14 protein-coding genes and 2 pseudogenes are annotated in these 15,588 nt (G+C 69.3%); 10 read left to right on the top strand and 6 right to left on the bottom strand.

Annotation, left to right across the window (positions count from 1 at the left end):
* Positions 1-177: 177 nt before the first annotated feature.
* Complete coding sequence (locus tag ACTWQA_RS53320) at positions 178-639, top strand: Lrp/AsnC family transcriptional regulator (RefSeq protein WP_443166483.1); 462 nt, start codon at positions 178-180, stop codon at positions 637-639.
* A 231-nt stretch (positions 640-870) separates the two neighbouring features.
* Here ACTWQA_RS53320 and ACTWQA_RS53315 read toward each other — a convergent pair whose 3' ends face one another.
* Entirely contained in the window at positions 871-1,455 is a 585-nt protein-coding gene (locus tag ACTWQA_RS53315; RefSeq protein ID WP_443166482.1) for a helix-turn-helix domain-containing protein, read from the bottom strand.
* A 117-nt stretch (positions 1,456-1,572) separates the two neighbouring features.
* On the opposite strand from ACTWQA_RS53315, the gene ACTWQA_RS53310 reads away from it, so the two are divergent.
* The 3 genes and pseudogenes from ACTWQA_RS53310 to ACTWQA_RS53300 all read left to right on the top strand — a co-directional run.
* A complete protein-coding gene (locus ACTWQA_RS53310) occupies positions 1,573-2,409 on the top strand; it encodes an EamA family transporter (protein ID WP_443166481.1) in 837 nt (278 codons plus the stop codon).
* A 48-nt stretch (positions 2,410-2,457) separates the two neighbouring features.
* Positions 2,458-2,655 (top strand): annotated as a pseudogene (locus tag ACTWQA_RS53305) (FMN-binding negative transcriptional regulator); the annotation flags it as partial.
* 137 nt (positions 2,656-2,792) lie between these two features.
* A pseudogene (locus ACTWQA_RS53300) lies at positions 2,793-2,891 on the top strand (FMN-binding negative transcriptional regulator); the annotation flags it as partial.
* A gap of 45 nt (positions 2,892-2,936) precedes the next feature.
* On the opposite strand, the gene ACTWQA_RS53295 reads toward ACTWQA_RS53300, so the two are convergent.
* Positions 2,937-3,488 (bottom strand): hypothetical protein, encoded by a 552-nt coding sequence (locus ACTWQA_RS53295; RefSeq protein WP_443166480.1) that lies wholly within the window; start codon positions 3,486-3,488, stop codon positions 2,937-2,939.
* Between ACTWQA_RS53295 and ACTWQA_RS53290 the strand changes: the two genes are divergently transcribed.
* Positions 3,487-4,722 carry a trans-sulfuration enzyme family protein gene (locus ACTWQA_RS53290; RefSeq protein ID WP_443166479.1) on the top strand — a complete coding sequence of 412 codons (1,236 nt, stop codon included), beginning with the start codon at positions 3,487-3,489 and terminating at the stop codon, positions 4,720-4,722. The genes ACTWQA_RS53295 and ACTWQA_RS53290 overlap by 2 nt on opposite strands.
* Before the next feature lie 361 nt (positions 4,723-5,083).
* On the opposite strand, the gene ACTWQA_RS53285 is transcribed toward ACTWQA_RS53290, so the two are convergent.
* A complete protein-coding gene (locus ACTWQA_RS53285) occupies positions 5,084-5,221 on the bottom strand; it encodes a hypothetical protein (RefSeq protein ID WP_443166478.1) in 138 nt (45 codons plus the stop codon).
* Between the two features lie 21 nt (positions 5,222-5,242).
* On the opposite strand from ACTWQA_RS53285, the gene ACTWQA_RS53280 reads away from it, so the two are divergent.
* The gene (locus ACTWQA_RS53280) at positions 5,243-5,464 is read left to right on the top strand and encodes a hypothetical protein (protein ID WP_443166477.1); all 222 of its coding nucleotides are present in this window, start codon (positions 5,243-5,245) and stop codon (positions 5,462-5,464) included.
* Here the strand turns inward: ACTWQA_RS53280 and lepB are convergent.
* Positions 5,459-6,043, bottom strand: coding sequence for a signal peptidase I (gene lepB, locus ACTWQA_RS53275; RefSeq protein ID WP_443166476.1), 585 nt, complete (start codon positions 6,041-6,043; stop codon positions 5,459-5,461). The genes ACTWQA_RS53280 and lepB overlap by 6 nt on opposite strands.
* A gap of 179 nt (positions 6,044-6,222) precedes the next feature.
* On the opposite strand from lepB, the gene ACTWQA_RS53270 reads away from it, so the two are divergent.
* Both ACTWQA_RS53270 and ACTWQA_RS53265 read left to right on the top strand, forming a co-directional pair.
* Positions 6,223-6,429, top strand: a complete 207-nt coding sequence (locus ACTWQA_RS53270) for an iron chelate uptake ABC transporter family permease subunit (protein ID WP_443166475.1) — start codon at positions 6,223-6,225, stop codon at positions 6,427-6,429.
* A 219-nt stretch (positions 6,430-6,648) separates the two neighbouring features.
* Positions 6,649-8,004, top strand: a complete 1,356-nt coding sequence (locus ACTWQA_RS53265; protein ID WP_443166474.1) for a cation:proton antiporter domain-containing protein — start codon at positions 6,649-6,651, stop codon at positions 8,002-8,004.
* Here ACTWQA_RS53265 and ACTWQA_RS53260 read toward each other — a convergent pair.
* A complete protein-coding gene (locus ACTWQA_RS53260) occupies positions 7,999-9,219 on the bottom strand; it encodes a cytochrome P450 (protein WP_443166473.1) in 1,221 nt (406 codons plus the stop codon). The two genes, ACTWQA_RS53265 and ACTWQA_RS53260, sit on opposite strands and share 6 nt — an antisense overlap.
* Before the next feature lie 162 nt (positions 9,220-9,381).
* On the opposite strand from ACTWQA_RS53260, the gene ACTWQA_RS53255 reads away from it, so the two are divergent.
* Both ACTWQA_RS53255 and ACTWQA_RS53250 read left to right on the top strand, forming a co-directional pair.
* A complete protein-coding gene (locus ACTWQA_RS53255) occupies positions 9,382-11,112 on the top strand; it encodes an ABC transporter ATP-binding protein (RefSeq protein ID WP_443166472.1) in 1,731 nt (576 codons plus the stop codon).
* A complete protein-coding gene (locus ACTWQA_RS53250; protein WP_443166471.1) occupies positions 11,109-12,887 on the top strand; it encodes an ABC transporter ATP-binding protein in 1,779 nt (592 codons plus the stop codon). Before ACTWQA_RS53255 ends, ACTWQA_RS53250 begins: the two co-directional genes overlap by 4 nt.
* Before the next feature lie 75 nt (positions 12,888-12,962).
* Here the strand turns inward: ACTWQA_RS53250 and ACTWQA_RS53245 are convergent, their stop codons facing one another.
* On the bottom strand, positions 12,963-15,413 hold the full coding sequence (locus tag ACTWQA_RS53245; protein ID WP_443166470.1) for a PEP/pyruvate-binding domain-containing protein: 2,451 nt from the start codon (positions 15,411-15,413) through the stop codon (positions 12,963-12,965).
* Between the last annotated feature and the right edge of the window lie 175 nt (positions 15,414-15,588).

Raw genomic sequence — 15,588 nt, 5'->3', positions numbered from 1 at the left:
TCCGGCACCAGCGCCAGCGGGTTACCGGTCAGCGGGCGCTCAGCGAAGACATCAATGAAGAAGAACGGTGTCCATGTCGTCATGAGATCAACGCTAGGGATCTCGAATGGGGGTGTCACACACCAAATCGATCGACTATCGGTGGTCTCGGCGCAGAATCTGCGGGATCCTGCACGAATGACCAACACGCCAGCCGCCAGTCTGCTGGACGACGTGGACCGTGCCCTGATCGCCGCCATCCAGACCGACGGCCGCGCGACCCTGGCCAAGCTCGCCGAGTCCATCCAGCTCAGTGTCTCGGCCACGCGGACCCGCCTGCGCTCATTGGAGGAGCACGGAGTCATTGGGGACTATCGGGCGCGCGTCGAGCCCGAAGCCTTGGGCTACACCCTGCGCGCGATCGTCCGCATGAAGGTCCACGGTTCGCTGTACGACAAGGTCACCGCCACTCTGGCCGGCCAACCGCAGATCGTGCGCTGTCTGCGTGTCACGGGGGAGTCTTGCTACGTGATGGAGATCGTCGCCACCGGCATGAGCGACCTCGAGCAGATCACCTCCGAACTCGCCCGTGTCGGCTCCATCACCACCGACCTGGTCTACGAGACGGTCGTGGACCGCCCCATCCCTCTGCCTCCATGACTGACGGGCGCTCCCCCACTTGCGAAGCTCTCGTCGGCATGGCGGCCACGCCGCAACCGGTCGCGGTCCCTCGCTCGGCCATCCCACTGACAGAGCATTGATCGCACGACTGAAAGGGCGCGCCTCTCCCGGCGCGAGCAAAGATCGGCGAGCAGTCAGTGGCTGCCACTGGACCCCGCGTGCTTGGTCCTCTGATGCCATCGCGACGCCACTGCGCGTGCGCTGCGCAGGTCAGGTTGTGGAAGCCGGACCGGGCGGCAGGTGGACAGTCATGATCATGTTGCAGGTTTCGGTGCCCGAGCCTCGGTAGGTGTGCGGGGTGTCGCCGTTGAACGTAGCGGTCTGTCCGGCTTCAAGGGCGTGTTCGGTGCCGTCGATGATCAGGGTCATCCGGCCGGAGGTGACGCTGACGGTTTCCACGACTCCGGCTTGGTGGGGGTGACTGGTGTATTCCTCGTCCGGTTCCAGGTGCCAGCGCCAGATCTCGACAGGGGCCGGGCCTGAGGTCGTTAGCATGAGCCGGGCCTCGCTGCCCTGTTCTCCGGTCCACAGGGGTGCGACGGTGTCGGCGGTCACGATGCGGACGCGACCTTCGGGTGGTCCCTGCATCAGGGCGGACACTGAAATGCCGAGGGTGTCGGCCAGCCGGACCAGGGTGGCCAGGTTGGGGTTGCCCTGGGCCTTCTCCAATGCCACCAGAGCTCCCTTGCTGACCTGGGCGCGCCGGCTGAGTTCGTCCAGGGACAGGCCCGCGCGGGTGCGGGCAGCCCTGACGTTGTGCGCGACCGTCCGCAGGGCTGCGGTCGTCTCGGCCATCTGATCACCGTCCTCATCGATAGACCACTTCAATGCACCGTGCGGTCGTTTGATTAACCATGCCCGGTCAATATATTGTACTCTCTGGTCGTTCGAGTAAATGGTAAGGGATGTGCTGTGATCGCTCTGCTGCTGGCCCTGGGCAGCTCACTCGCCTACGGGTGCGCCGACTTCCTCGGCGGCCTCGGAGCCCGCAAAGCCCATGTCCTGCGTACCGTGATGATCGCCGCCCCGGCCAGCCTCGCGGTCGAGGTGCTGCTGTGGCCGCTGCTCGGCGCCTCATTCAACGCTGCGACCCTCGCCTGGGGTGCCGCCTCGGGAGTCGCCTCGGCCGCCGCGTTCACCCTGCTCTACCGCACGCTCGCGATCGGTCCGATGAACGTGCTGTCGCCCATGACCGCGCTGGTGTCCGCCGCGCTGCCCGTCGGTGTGGGTCTGCTGCAGGGCGAGCACCTGTCCGCCGCCGGGCTGGTGGGTCTGCCGCTCGCCCTGGTGGCGGTGGTGCTGGTCAGCGCCGGACACAGCGCGGGCTCGGCGCGCCCCTCACCTGCCGCGCTGCTACTGGCATCCGGTGCGGGCGCCGCCATCGCCCTTCAGCTCATCTTTCTGCACCAGGCGCCATCCGACAGCGGGGTGGCTCCGCTGATCGTGGGCCGGGCGGTCTCCTCGGCCCTCACCCTGGCCGCGGCCGGGCTGATGCGTCGCAAGCTCGGCTCCGAGCGGCCCGCGTACGCGATGTCGGCAGCCGCGGGTGTGCTGGACTCTGTGGCGAACCTGCTGTTCCTGCTCGCCGCCCGCGGCGGGGACCTCGCCGTCGTCGCCGTGATCGTTGCCCTCTACCCGGCCGGCACGGTGCTGCTCGCCCGCGGCGTGCTCGCCGAACGCATCCACCGCGGCCAGCTCGCCGGCCTGGGCACCGCCGCCGTCGCCGTCAGCCTCCTCGCCCTGACCTGAGCAGGCCCGCAGCCCACCACACCCGCCGAACACCGTAAGGAGAGCAGCATGCTCATCCAGCCCTGGGACGCCGCCCTGGACGAAGCCGAATGGCAGACCTGGATCGCCGAAGGCCACGACTTCGGGCAGCTGAGCGTCAACGGCTTGCCCGGCCACCCGCCCATCACCGTCCCGACCCACTTCACCTGCGATGGACACCACCTCCTGGTCCACCTCGCCCGCCCCAACCCGGTCTGGAAGGCGATCGAGCACGACCCTAACGTCGTCTTCACCGTTATCGGCGACTACGCCTTCATCCCGGCCCCTGGCGTGCCAAGGCCGGCACCCCGTCCCACGACGGCGTCCCCACCAGCTACTACACGGCCGTCCAGTTCACCTGCCGCGCCGGCATCGTCGACGACCCCGAGGCCAAGGCCGAGCTGCTGCGCCGCCAGCTCGCCCACTTCCAGGCCGACGGCGACCACGCCCCCGTCGCCGTCGACCAACCGCCCTACGGCCGGATGCTGCCGGGCATCCGCGGCCTGCGCCTAGAGGTCACAGAAGTACGGGCCAAGCTCAAATACGACGACCACAAATCTGTCGAGCACCGCACTGCCGTCGCCGACCACCTCACCGCACGCGGCCAGGGTCTCGACGTCCCCACCGCGCGCCAGCAGCGCCGCCGCCTGGACCGAATCGGCCTCTGGAAGCCCTGATAGCCGCACCCGCCCGCGCGCAGGCGCCTTCGACCTCGACCACGTCACCGGCGACGTCGTCATCCGCCACGCCGACGGCAGCGAGTCCTTCACCCCGCTCGGCGAACCCGACACCGTCGAGAACCCAGGCCCGGCGAGATCATCTACGCGGACGCCACCCGGGTCCTGACCCGCCACTGGAACCACCGCGACGCCCACCGCACCCGAGTCTCCGAGGATTCCGCACGTGTTGCCTTCGTCCTGGAAACCCTCCACGCCGCGCGTGACGGCGACCTGCTCAAGGTCGCAACGACGGAACTGCTCGCCCCGGTCGGCGTGCCGGACACGTGCCCCTTTTCTTGCCCTATGAATGCGATGCCGGCGGCGAAAGGAACCACCGATCATGAGCACAGCACCCCACCCGTCGCACACCCCGCGACCCGATAAGCACGACCCGTCCACCCTCGCGTTCGCCACCCAATCCGTGCACGCCGGCAACACCGTCGACGAGGGAACCGGTGCCGTGCGGACACCGCTGGTGATGGCCAACTCGTACCTGCTGCCGGACGACCCGTCCACAATGGACTGGTCCTCGGCCGACGGACTGGTCTACACCCGCAGCTCCGGCGCCAACCAAGTCCGTCTCCAGACGAAGCTCGCAGCACTGGAGGGCGGCGAGGACGCAGTCGTCTTCGCCACGGGGGTGGCCGCGCTGCACGGCGTGTTCTTCACCCATCTGAAGTCGGGTGACCATGTGGTGGTCTCTGACGTGACGTACGAGGCCGTCTGGCGGCTCTTCGGCGAACTGCTTCCGGAGAAGTACGGCATTCAGGCGACGTTCGTCGATGTCGGCGACCTCGACGCCGTCCGCCGCGCCATGCGCCCGAACACCAAGCTCGTACACGCGGAGACCATCGCCAATCCGACGACGAAGGTCGCCGACATCGCGGCGCTCGCCGACATCGCGCATGCCGCCGGCGCCTTGCTGTCGGTCGATTCCACCTTCACCCCTCCGCCGTTCTACCGCCCCTTGCGCGATGGCGCCGATCTCGTCGTGCATTCGCTGACGAAGTACATCAACGGCCACGGCGACGCGATGGGCGGGGTCGTCATCGGGGCCGGCGATCTCGTCGGTCCGATCCGCGGTGAGGCCATGGTCGAGGTCGGTGGGGTGATCTCGCCGTTCAACGCATGGCTGATCATGCGCGGGTCCGTCACTCTGCCGCTGCGGCTGCGGCAGCACTTCGCCTCGGCCGAGAAGGTAGCGGCGTTCCTGGAGGCCGACCCGCGGGTGGCGTTCGTCGCCTACCCGGGCCTGACCTCGCACCCCCAGCACCAGCTCGCCCTCCGCCAATTCGACGGGGCCGGATACGGCGCCATGATGGCCTTCGCCGTGAACGGTGGCCCCGACGCGCAGAACCGATTCGTCGCCAGCCTGCGCATCATCACCTCCGCCGTGTCCCTCGGCCACGACGAATCCCTGATTGTCCACGTCGGCACCACCGGACGCGGCGGCAGCGAACACTACCCCGAACCCTTCAGGATGTTCGGGCACCTGCGGCTGTCCGTCGGCTTGGAGGACGCGGACGATCTCATCGCCGACCTCCGCGCCGCCCTCGATGCGACCTTCCCGTCCTGACTGGCCCGCCCTACGACCAGCCACTACGGCACTGTCGCAGTACATGACGAAGGTGACCCCCGTGACGCCCACATGTGGCTTTGTGTAGGGAGCGTTCCACAGCGCCGAGCGGACTGGCCGCAGGGCTGACCACGGGCACCGTGGCGTCGTCGGGCAGTTCCATGGCTAAGGGACATGGCCGCCGGGCCCGGCACGGCGGCTCGGCCACGAGTGCCCGTCGGGTGCTGGAACCCGACCCCGAGGTGTAGCAGTATCGCGATCTGCGCACGGGTTCGCGGCCCAAGGCGTCCAGGATTCCTGGAACCTGCGCCCTCAGCTTCGTGAGACGGTTGAGCTCGCCGGTAGCATTCCCGGCCAGGATCTATGCGCTCAGGAGGGCCCCGCGGTGCGTGGACAGCTCCTTCACCTCGTCCACGAGTTGCTCGGGCTCCCGCATCACCCCGCGCAGTTCCCTCATCACGTCCTCGGCCACGGTCGGATCCGGTCGCCGGCCCGTCACGCCAGAGGCCTTCACGAGCCGGTGGAGCTTCGTCTGTTCCGGCTCGTGGCGATCGGAGAGGCGCTGTCGTGGGCGGGGCTGCCCGTCGGGATGTTCTTCAAGTACATCCTGGTGACCGGCGAGGCCTGCGGGGTGCCGCCGTTCGCCTCGGTGCGAGCGGCGCATGTCCCGGCGGGCGGTGGAGGTCGCCCCAGAAGCCGTCTGACGTGCGACGAACTCCACCCGCCGGCCCTGAATCTATGAGTTCGCCACATCGTCCACCACGCCGACAACGTCCGACACTCCTATGGTGCCGTTGCCGGCGTCGCCTGTGTGGGCACGGGAATCGAGGGAGACGCCGCGGTTGTCGCTCATGATCCAGAGTCGGTCTCGCGGCACGTACACCTCGAAATCCAGATCAGACGCAGGAAGCTCGGCGAGGTAGGGCTCGTCCAGGGGCTTGCGGTTCACTTCCAGCCGGCCCTGGGCGTCGCAGCACTTCACCCTCGCTCCGGGTATGCCGATGACCCGCGAGACATACGTACCGTCAGATGTAGTGGTGGACCACTCCCTCGGTGCGCGGTAAATGACGATGTCGCCGAGGCTCGGGACGTAACCGTCATCAGTCCGCCGCGCCGACACACGCGAGCCATTCTTGATCGTCGGCTCCATGGTCTCGGACGTCACGGTGAACGTGGACCTGCCGAGGGCCATGTTGGCCAGTCCGCAACCGGTGATCGGCGCCAGGATGAAGGCCAGGGAGAGGAGGGTCAGACATTGACGGATCATCAGGGCATTATCGGCGTGCTGTGACGATCTCCGCCACCAGATGATCGTGATCACGACGCCGGAGCTCTTTGCCGACCTGCGGGTGTGGTCATGAGGTCAGCGGTGCACGGCGGCCTCGTCGCCCTCGCCGGGCCAAGTCCTCGTTGGGGACGTTGGATCAAGCGCGCGGGTCTCGGAGGCGAACTGGGCTGAGTCCTGCCAGCGGCTGATGTTACGTGCCGATCGGAGGCCTGGTGGCTCCGCATGCCACCCGGGCCCTGGTCGGTGCGCACCATGCCCGGGTGCTGCCGGTGGCCGCGCTGCTCGGTGGGCTGCTCGTCAGGCTCGCCGACACGCTCGGCCGTACCGTGATCGCGCCGGCGGAGGTGCCCGCCGGGCTGGTGACGGCGCTGAACGGCACGCCGTACTTCGCCTACTTGCTGTGGCGGGCCCGCACCTGACCACGTGGAGTCGCGGCGAGATCGGCCGCCCCGCGCCCGTGTGCGAACAGCATCCGGCTGGTAGCGTCTAGATCGTTTTGAGCTGCCCGGTATCGGACTGTATTTGCTCGTTGAGGGGGTTGTAGGACGAGATGGTCGCGAACGATGGCGGGGCAGCGTGAGCATCGGTTGCGCGCCGCCCGACCTCAGGCGTGTTCCAATGACCCGGCCGGGGCCGCGATGACGCCCTCGCGGCGCCGGCCCTGGACGGCGATCGGGGTGGTCGCGGGACTTGCGGTGCTCGGGGCGACGGTGCCCCTGTGGGCCGCGACCGAAGTGCACGCAGTGGACTCTCTCACCCATTTCTTCATCGCGGTCGCGGTGATCATGGTGGTCTGCCAGGCGCTCGCCGCACTGGCCCGCCGATTACACCAGCCGCCGGTCCTCGGTGAGATGGTCGGCGGGTTGGTGCTGGGGCCGTCGCTGCTGGGCGCGCTCTGGCCGGAGGCGGGTGCGTTCCTATTCCCGCCCTCGGTGATCGAGGGACTCGACGTGGCCGCACAACTCGGCCTCGTCATCTTCGTCTTCCTACTCGGCTGTGAGTTGCGCACCGATCGAATCGAGCGCAAGGGCATGGTCGCCGCCGCGGTGGTCGGCGGCATGGCCGTTCCGTGCGCGGCGGGGATAGGGATCGTGCTCGCCACCGGCGATCTGCTCGCCGGCACGAGTACGACGCCGGTGCAGACGACGTTGTTCGTCGGGCTGGCCATGGCGGTGACTGCGTTACCCGTGCTGGCCAGGATTCTCGCCGACCTGAAGCTGGAGAAGACGGGCGTCGGCGCCCTGTCGATCTCAGCCGCGGCGATCGGTGACGGACTAGCCTGGCTGATCCTGGCTTTCCTGCTCGCCGGGCAGGGCGGAAGCGGTCACGGGTGGCGGATCCTGCTGCTGGCGATCGCGCTGGTGCTCGTCACGGCACTGTGTGTGCGTCCGCTCCTGGCGATGCTGGTACGCAGGCTGGGGTCGAGCCAGTCACTGACCGTGGTGCTGGTCGCGGGGGCGATCGGCTACGCCGTACTGACCCAGTCCGTCCAGTTGCACCCGGTCGTCGGCGCCTTCCTGTTCGGTGTCGCGGTCCCGCGCGACACGCCGGCCGTGGAGCGCATCGGCGAGCAGTTGAAGGGCTTCACGCTGACCATCCTGCTTCCCCTGTTCTTCGCCGGCGTCGGTCTGAAGATCTCGGTGGGGCTGCTGGGCACGGACCTGCTCGCCTGGCTGGTGCTCGCCGTGGTGCTCGTGGCGGCCGTGGTGACCAAGGTGGCCGGCGCGGGCGGAGCCGTCCGGCTGGCCGGGATGCCGCCGCGCGAGGCGTTGCGACTCGGGTTTCTGATGAACTGCCGCGGCGTGACCGAGCTGGTGGTGCTGACCATCGGCTACCAGGCCCAGCTGATCAACCAGTTGGCGTACACCATGCTGGTCCTCGTCGCGCTGGTCACGACGGCGGCCACCGCGCCCCTGGTGCGCTGGTCGCTGAGCCGAACCCCGGTCGCCGACGGCACCGCGCGCGTCTCTGCCGGCGAGCGGGGCCCGTCATGAGAGCCGCACCGGAAGGCTGCTCATCCCGCTCAGCAGGTTCGAATAGATCCAGCGTGGTTCGCCGCTCACCTCCAGCTCGGTGACCAGCTCCCGCAGTCCCGTCAGCAAGGCCGCGATCTCGGCCCGCCCCAGGTAGGCGCCGAGGCAGAAGTGCGGGCCGTACCCGAACGAGATGTGCTTGTTGGGCGATCGCGACAGGTCGAACCGGAAGGGATCGGCGAACGTCTCCTCGTCCCTGTTGGCCGAGTTGTTCCACAGGGTGACGATGTCGCCTGCGCGGATGAGCCGGCCGCCGACCTCGACGTCTTCGAGCGCCGTCCGCCCGAAGTGCATGGCGGGGGTGGTCCACCGCAGCACCTCCTCGACCGCCGGGGCCGTCGCCGCCTCACCCCGCTTCCAGGCCTCCCACTGGCCGGGGTGTTCGATGAACGCCAGCACGGCGCTGCTCATCGAGAGCCGGCTCGTCTCGTCGCCGCCGAGGATCAGGCTGTAGCAGTTGCTGACCACCTCTTCCATGCTCAGCGGCCGGCCGTTGATCAGGGAGGAGGCGAGCACGCTGACGGCGTCCTGGCCGGGCCGCGTCCGGCGCTGCCGGGCCAGGACCTCGAAGTAGCCCAGGATGTCGTTCCTGGCCTGCCAGATGTCCGCCGCCGACTGGCCGGGGCCGTCCGCGCTGAGTGCCGCCTTCGTCCACTCCAGCAGCGAGCCGCGGTCGCTGCTCGGCACCCCGAGCAGGTCGCAGATGGTGGCCAGCGGAATGTGCGCGGCCACCTCCCCGGCGAAGTCGCCGCCACCGGCCGAGACGATCTCCCGGAGCAGGCTCCGGCTCAGCTGCTCCAGATTCTCCACCACCCCGCCCAGCGCGCGGGGCGAGAAGGCCCTCAACAGGATGCGGCGGATCTCGGTGTGCCGCCGACCGTCCGTCACGGCCATCATCACGCCGGCGGCCGAGTCGCCACCCTGGAGCAGGGTGGTCAGGACGTTCCCCTTCTCGGAGGTGAAGCGCTTGTTGTCGAAATAGATGGCGGCGACGTCCTTGAACCGGGTCACCACCCAGAATCCGGGCGCCGCGTCCACCGGGGGGTGCCAGTAGATGGGCTCGTTGGCCCGCAGCCAGCTCCACACCTCGGAGAGGTCGTACTCGGCGTGGGTGCCGGGGTCGGCCAGGTTCAGCGTCTCCAACTCGCTGGGCTCGGCCAAGGTCCGGATCGGCATGGTTCGCTCTGCTCCTCGAGATCTGGGTGGCGGCAGGGGGAGGGCAATCGCCTGTGCGGGGAACCCCTCCAGTCTCTTTGCCGCCATACATCCCTAAACGGACAAGTCCCGAGTATGATCATCCCCCATGCGGCCGAATGATCCCGACACCCCTCGTACCCGGTGATACGCCTGCTGCATGGGCACTTACGCGGCCACCTGGGTTCTGTTGCGGCCGCACTGGCCCTGCAGCTGGTGCAGACCCTGGCGGGTCTCTACCTGCTGCAGGTGATGGCCGACATCATCGACTCCGGGGTCAAACGAGGAAACACCGGCTACATCCTCACGGCGGGCGCCGGGATGCTGGCGGGGGCGCTGGTCCAGATGGTGTCTTCGGCCGGGGCGGCCTATTTCGCGGGGCGGGTGGCCGTCTCGGTGGCGCGGGATCTGCGGTCGACGATCTTCCATCACATCCAGACGTTCTCCGTCAACGAGGTCACCCGGTTCGGCTCCCCGGCGCTGATCACCAGGGCGACCGGCGACGTGCGGAATCTCCAGATGCTGACGCTGACGACGCTGAACGTGGCGCTGCCAGCGCCGGTGCTGGGCGTCGGCGGCGTGCTTCTGGTGATGCGGCAGGACCCGAGGCTGGCCGCGCTGCTGCTCGTCGCGGTGCCGATCATGGTGGCGTGCGTCGCGCTGCTCTTCAGGCGGATCCGCGCGCTGGTCCGCAGGATGCAGGACCGCATCGAAGAGATCAACCGGGTGATGCGCGAGCAGATCGGCGGGATCCGGGTGATCCGGGCCTTCGTCAGGGAGGCGCACGAGCGGCGCCGGTTCGCGGCGGCCAACGACGACCTGGCACGGACGTCCCTGGGCTTCCAGCGAGCGATGGCCTTGCTGTCACCGATGGTGATGGGGGTGCTGAACCTCTCCGGCGTGGCGGTCATCTGGCTGGGCTCCTCGCTGATGGCCTCCGGCGACGTGCGGGCGGGCGCGCTCGCCGCGGTGCTGACGCTTCTGTCCCAGACGATGGGAGCGGTGATGATGGCGCTGTCGCTCTTCGTGGTCGCTCCCCGGGCGGCGGCCTCGGCCGAGCGCATCCGCGAGGTCCTGGCCACCGAGCCGGCCATGCCGCCGCCGACGGCGCCGAAGGTGCTCAACGCCACGCCGGCGGGAAGGCTGGAGCTCCGGGAGGTGGCCGTGGGTTACCCCGGTGCCGAGGAGCCGGTGCTGCGCGGCGTGAGCCTGACCGCGCCACCCGGGCAGACCACGGCCATCGTCGGGAGCACCGGCAGCGGCAAGACAACGCTCGTCAACCTGGTGCCGAGGCTGTTGGACCCGGCGTCGGGCGACGTGCTCATCGACGGAGTGAACGTCCGCGAGCTGGACCCGGACGTGCTGGCGTCGATGGTGGGCATGGTGCCGCAACGGTCCTATCTGTTCAGCGGGACCATCGCCTCGAACCTGCGCTTCGGCGCCCCGGACGCGACTGACGAGCAATTATGGGAGGCCCTGTCGATCGCCCGGGCACGGGAGTTCGTCGAGGCCCTGCCGGAAGGCCTGGCGGCGCCGGTCATGCAGGGAGGCGGGAACTTCTCCGGCGGGCAGCGGCAACGGCTGACGATCGCCAGGGCGATCGTCGCGCCCCGGCGGATCTACCTGTTCGATGACGCGTTCTCGGCCCTGGACTACGGCACCGACGCCGCCGTGCGAGCCGGGCTCTCGCAGGTCACCGAGAACGCCACCGTGATCATCGTGGCTCAGCGGATCTCCACCGTCGTCCACGCCGATCAGATCGTCGTGCTCGACCAGGGGCAGGTGGTCGGCGTCGGGACCCACCGCGAACTGGCCGCGCACAACGCGACCTACCAGGAGATCATCTCGTCCCAGGCCGAACCCGTGGGCCCATGAGCCGGGGCAAGGATCGTCCGAGATCCGCCGGCCGCCGGCTGGTCGGACTGCTGCGTCCTGAGCTACGGCTCGCCGGCCCCGCGGCCCTGCTGAGCCTGGTCGCCATGGCCCTGACGGCGACCGGACCCCTGCTGCTGGGGCACGCCACGGATCTGATCGTGGACGGGGTCGGGCAGGGCGCGGTCGACACCGCCGCGCTGACCCGGCAGCTGCTGTTCGCGGTCGGTGTCTTCGCCATGGCCTCGGTCTGCACCTGGGTCCAGTTGCGGCTGACCGGTGAAGTCGTCACCCGGACGGCCTCGCGGCTGCGCGCGAGGGTGGGCGCCAAGCTCGACCGGCTCCCCCTGGCCTACCTCGACTCCCAGCCCCGTGGCGATCTGCTCTCGCGCACCACCAACGACGTCGACGCCCTCTCCCAGGCGCTCAACCAGGTCCTGGGCCAGCTGCTGACTCCACTCCTCACGGTGATCGCGGTGACCGTGATGATGGTGGGGATCGCACCGGACCTGGCCGTGGTGGTGCTGCTGACGGTCCCGGCCTCCATGGCAGTGGCCGGCGCGATCGCCAGGCGCACCAGACCGCAGTTCAAGGCCCAGGCCAAGGCGATGGGCGCGGTCAACGCGTACGTCGACGAGATGATCACCGGTCAGTCCCTCGTCAAGGTCTTCGGCCGGGGGCGGGAGGTCGCGGCCACCTTCGATGAATACAACCAGACTCTCTACACCGCGGCCCGCAGGGCACAGCTGCTGTCCGGGATCATGACGCCGGGCATGTTCTTCATCGCCGGCCTCGGCTTCATCGCCGTCGCGGTCGCCGGTGGGCTCAAGGTCGCGGCGGGCACCCTCACCGTCGGCCTGGTCCAGGCGTTCATCCAGTACGCCCAGCAGTTCAACCAGCCGATCGGCCAGCTCGCCTCGATGGCCAACCTGATCCAGTCCGGCCTCGCCTCCGCCGGCCGGGTCTTCGAATTCCTCGACGCGCCGGAGGAACGGCCGGACCCGGAGGGCGACCGTCGGCCTGACCTCTCGCGCGGCCGGGTCGCCTTCGAAAACGTTTCCTTCCGCTACACCCCCGACACGCCCGTGATCGAGAATCTGTCCCTGACCGTTCAGCCCGGCAGCACCGTAGCGATCGTCGGCCCGACCGGCGCGGGCAAGAGCACGCTGGTCAACCTCCTCATGCGGTTCTACGAGGTCACCAACGGCAGGATCACCCTGGACGGGATCGACATCGCCACCCTGCCCCGCGCCGAGCTGCGCGCCAGGATCGGCATGGTCCTCCAGGACCCCTGGCTGTTCAGCGGGACCATCGCTGCAAACATCGCCTACGGCACCGGCGACGTCCCCAGGGAGAAGGTCGTCGAGGCGGCCATGGCCACGCGCGCCGACCACTTCATCCGCACCCTGCCCGACGGCTACGACACCATCATCGACGAGGAGGGCTCCAACATCAGCGCGGGCGAGAAACAGCTCATCACCATCGCCCGCGCCTTCCTCGGCAATCCTTCCATCCTCATCCTGGACGAGGCCACCAGTGCCGTGGACACCCGGACCGAGGCCCTCATCCAGCACGGCATGGCCTCGCTGCGCGCCGACAGGACCGGCTTCGTCATCGCCCACCGGCTGTCCACCATCCGCGACGCGGACACGATCCTGGTCCTGGACTCCGGCAGCATCGTCGAACACGGCACCCACGACCAACTGCTAGCTGCCGGAGGAGCCTACGCGCGACTGCACGCCGCCCAGTTCACGCCGGGCCGGGGCGACGATGACTGAGGTGCGGCTGAGGCCGTACCACGAGGAGGGGCGGGCGCAGTCCCGCGCCCGCCCCTGACCACATGAGCGCCTGGTCTAGGGTTCCTGCTCGATGGTGACGGTCCCGGACGCTCCGTCGATGGTGATCAGTTGCCCGGTCTGGATGCGCGTCGTCGCGTCGCGTACGCAGACCACGGCGGGAATGCCGTATTCACGGGCAACCGTGGGGCCGTGCGCCAGGGGCGACCCGGTCTCGGAGACCAGCCCGGCCGCCGTCATGAACAACGGTGTCCAGCCGGGGTCGGTGGTCGGCGCGACGAGGATCTCGCCCGGATCGATGCGCGCCTGCGCGGGGTCGCGGATCACCCGGGCCCTGCCCGTCGCCCGGCCGGCCGCTCCGGCGGTTCCGGTCAGCGTCCTGCCGTCGCCCGCATTCTGCGCCGGAGCGGGGGGCGCGAGTGCCTCGATGTCGGTCCCGTCGGACAGGACGGCGGCCGGGATGCGGGTGCGCCGCACCTCGCGGTCGTACTCGGCCCGCCGTGCCGCCGCGATCTCCCTGTGGTCGGCCCCGTCGTTTACCGCCGTGCCGACCTCCTCCAGGTCGAGGAACATGATGTCGTCGGCCCGCTCGAGCAGCCCCCGCCCGGCGAGGTCGGCCCCGATCAGCAGCAGCTGCTCGCGCACCGCGGCGATCATGGGCACCATGCAGAACTTGCCGATCTCCCGCAACCCGATGAGCTTGCGGAAACGCCGCATGAGGGAGCCGGCGAGCCGCCCGCGGATCGGCCGGGTCCGGCGCGCCCGCCGTGCCAGTTCCTCGATCGTCGACTCCGCCTTCGCCGCGGCCCGCTCGAACCGCAGGTCGGGCGCCTGATCTGGGTCGGTCACCCGCAGGTAGTTGACGATCGTGGACACCAGCGGCGTGGGATCCTCCGACCAGCGGGGCATGCCGACGTCGATCTCCGCGGCGGCGCGGAAGCCGTAGGAGTCGAGGAAGTCCCTCAGCCCGATGTCCGGCAGCGTGCCGTTCCGAAAGCGCTCGGCGAGCTCGGCGGGGGGCGTCGCGAGGAAGAGGTCCTGATGCTGGAGGGCGTTGCGTGACACCTGCCACAGCGCAAGATTCATCTCGGTCGTCACGTTGTGTGGCATCCCGCCGAGGGCGTGATCCAGCTCCTCGTCGGTGGCGATGCCCTTGAGCAGCATGGGAGGCACCGCGCTGAGCCGGAGTGCGAGGGAGATCGAGACCATGACCGCGATGAAGTCCGGCCCGAGCAGCGGCGCCCAGGAGTCCTGGACGACCCAGTGGAGCCGCTGTGCCGACGTGGTCAGCTCTGCCGGAGCGGCCGACCGGCGCCTGAGTTCCTGGACCATGTGGAACACCTGGGCCCGCGCCTTGTCCGGCCGGGCCAGGCTCCGGACCGTGCCGGGAATCGACGCCAGCACGAACCGCATGGTGAGCTTGGCGGAGTTTCCGCCCTTGGCCGGCGGGCTCGGCCGGGGCGCGAACCGGGGATCGTCGAGCATGCGCCGCACGGCATCCTGCACCCGCGGTCCGTACAGCGACAGGCTCTGGGGCAGGTTCTTCCGCCGGCGTTCGTCGCGCAGGGACTCGGTGATGTCCATGTAGAGATGCCCCGCGATGGGGGCGAAGCGGCGATGCTCGCGGGAGTTCCCGTCCTCGGCTCCGCCGTACCCCTGGGCCCACCGGCCCGTCCCCGTCCGTATCAGCGACAAGCCCATGGGGGTGCAAGGGCGGAGCATCCCCTGGATGTGGCCGAACTCGACGTAGAGTCGGGGGGCTGGCCGCCCGGTGTCCGGCGGGAGGGGAAAGAGCGTGGTGATCGGCCGGGTCTGCAGGAGCCACAGCGTGCCGTCGCCGTCGAAGGCGAACTCGATGTCCTGCGGCCACCCGAGCTGCCCCTGCAGCCGCTCACCGACACCGCGGAGCTCGTCGAGCTGGGCGGGGCTGAGACAGCCTCCGAGGGGTGGCGGGGTCCCGTTCAGCACGTAGTGGTCGGGGATGGTGCTGCCGTCGACCACCGCGGTGCCCAGGCCGGGAGCGGCGTCCACCACCATCTCCGTGCGCGTTCCGGTGATCGGGTTGGCGGTGAACAGCACGCCGGCCGCCTTCGGCTCGACCATGCGCTGCACGACGACAGCCATCGCCGAGTCGCCGATGCCCGCCGCCTCGCGGTAGGCGACCGCCCGCTCGGTGTTGAGGGAATCCCAGCATTGACGGATGGCCTTGAGCAGGCCCTCGCGCCCGGTCACGCCCAGGAAGGTGTCCTGCTGGCCGGCAAAGCTGGCCTCCGGCAGATCCTCGGCGGTGGCGCTGGACCGCACGGCGACCGCGCCCCCGCCCAGCTCCGCATAGGCGCGCCAGACCTCCTCCTCGGGGATGTCCCCGGTCTTGAACGCGTCGGTCGTGACGCAGAAGCCGTCGGGCACCCGCTCGCCGAGATCGATCATCTTGCAGAGCCCTGCGGCCTTGCCGCCGACCAGGTCGATCATGCCGGCGTCGATGTCCGCGAGCTTGATTACGTTCATCCAGGACCCTTCTTGCTTGCCGCCTGTGCGGACGACTCCATGGCGTGGATGACCGCAGCCGGTCCGTCGAATGGGTTGCTCGTCACCTTCATGGACCGGATCAGGCTCGTTACCAAATGCGTGCCCATGAAGAAGTCGAGAACGCGCGGCTGGATGAGTGCGTCCCCTGTTGAAG

It is taken from the genome of Nonomuraea sp. 10N515B, from assembly GCF_052245915.1.
Classification (GTDB): Bacteria; Actinomycetota; Actinomycetes; order Streptosporangiales; family Streptosporangiaceae; genus Nonomuraea.
The sequence above is the reverse complement of the archived record's forward strand: the minus strand, read 5'-3'. Positions and strand labels throughout refer to the sequence as shown.

What these genes read in the sequence shown, in the direction of transcription:
- ACTWQA_RS53320 (WP_443166483.1), top strand. Translation starts at nt 178, where the DNA reads ATGACCAACACGCCAGCCGCCAGTCTGCTGGACGACGTGGACCGTGCC.
- ACTWQA_RS53315 (WP_443166482.1), bottom strand. Translation starts at nt 1,455, where the DNA reads ATGGCCGAGACGACCGCAGCCCTGCGGACGGTCGCGCACAACGTCAGG.
- ACTWQA_RS53290 (WP_443166479.1), top strand. Translation starts at nt 3,487, where the DNA reads ATGAGCACAGCACCCCACCCGTCGCACACCCCGCGACCCGATAAGCAC.
- ACTWQA_RS53295 (WP_443166480.1), bottom strand. Translation starts at nt 3,488, where the DNA reads ATGATCGGTGGTTCCTTTCGCCGCCGGCATCGCATTCATAGGGCAAGA.
- ACTWQA_RS53265 (WP_443166474.1), top strand. Translation starts at nt 6,649, where the DNA reads ATGACGCCCTCGCGGCGCCGGCCCTGGACGGCGATCGGGGTGGTCGCG.
- ACTWQA_RS53260 (WP_443166473.1), bottom strand. Translation starts at nt 9,219, where the DNA reads ATGCCGATCCGGACCTTGGCCGAGCCCAGCGAGTTGGAGACGCTGAAC.
- ACTWQA_RS53250 (WP_443166471.1), top strand. Translation starts at nt 11,109, where the DNA reads ATGAGCCGGGGCAAGGATCGTCCGAGATCCGCCGGCCGCCGGCTGGTC.
- ACTWQA_RS53245 (WP_443166470.1), bottom strand. Translation starts at nt 15,413, where the DNA reads ATGAACGTAATCAAGCTCGCGGACATCGACGCCGGCATGATCGACCTG.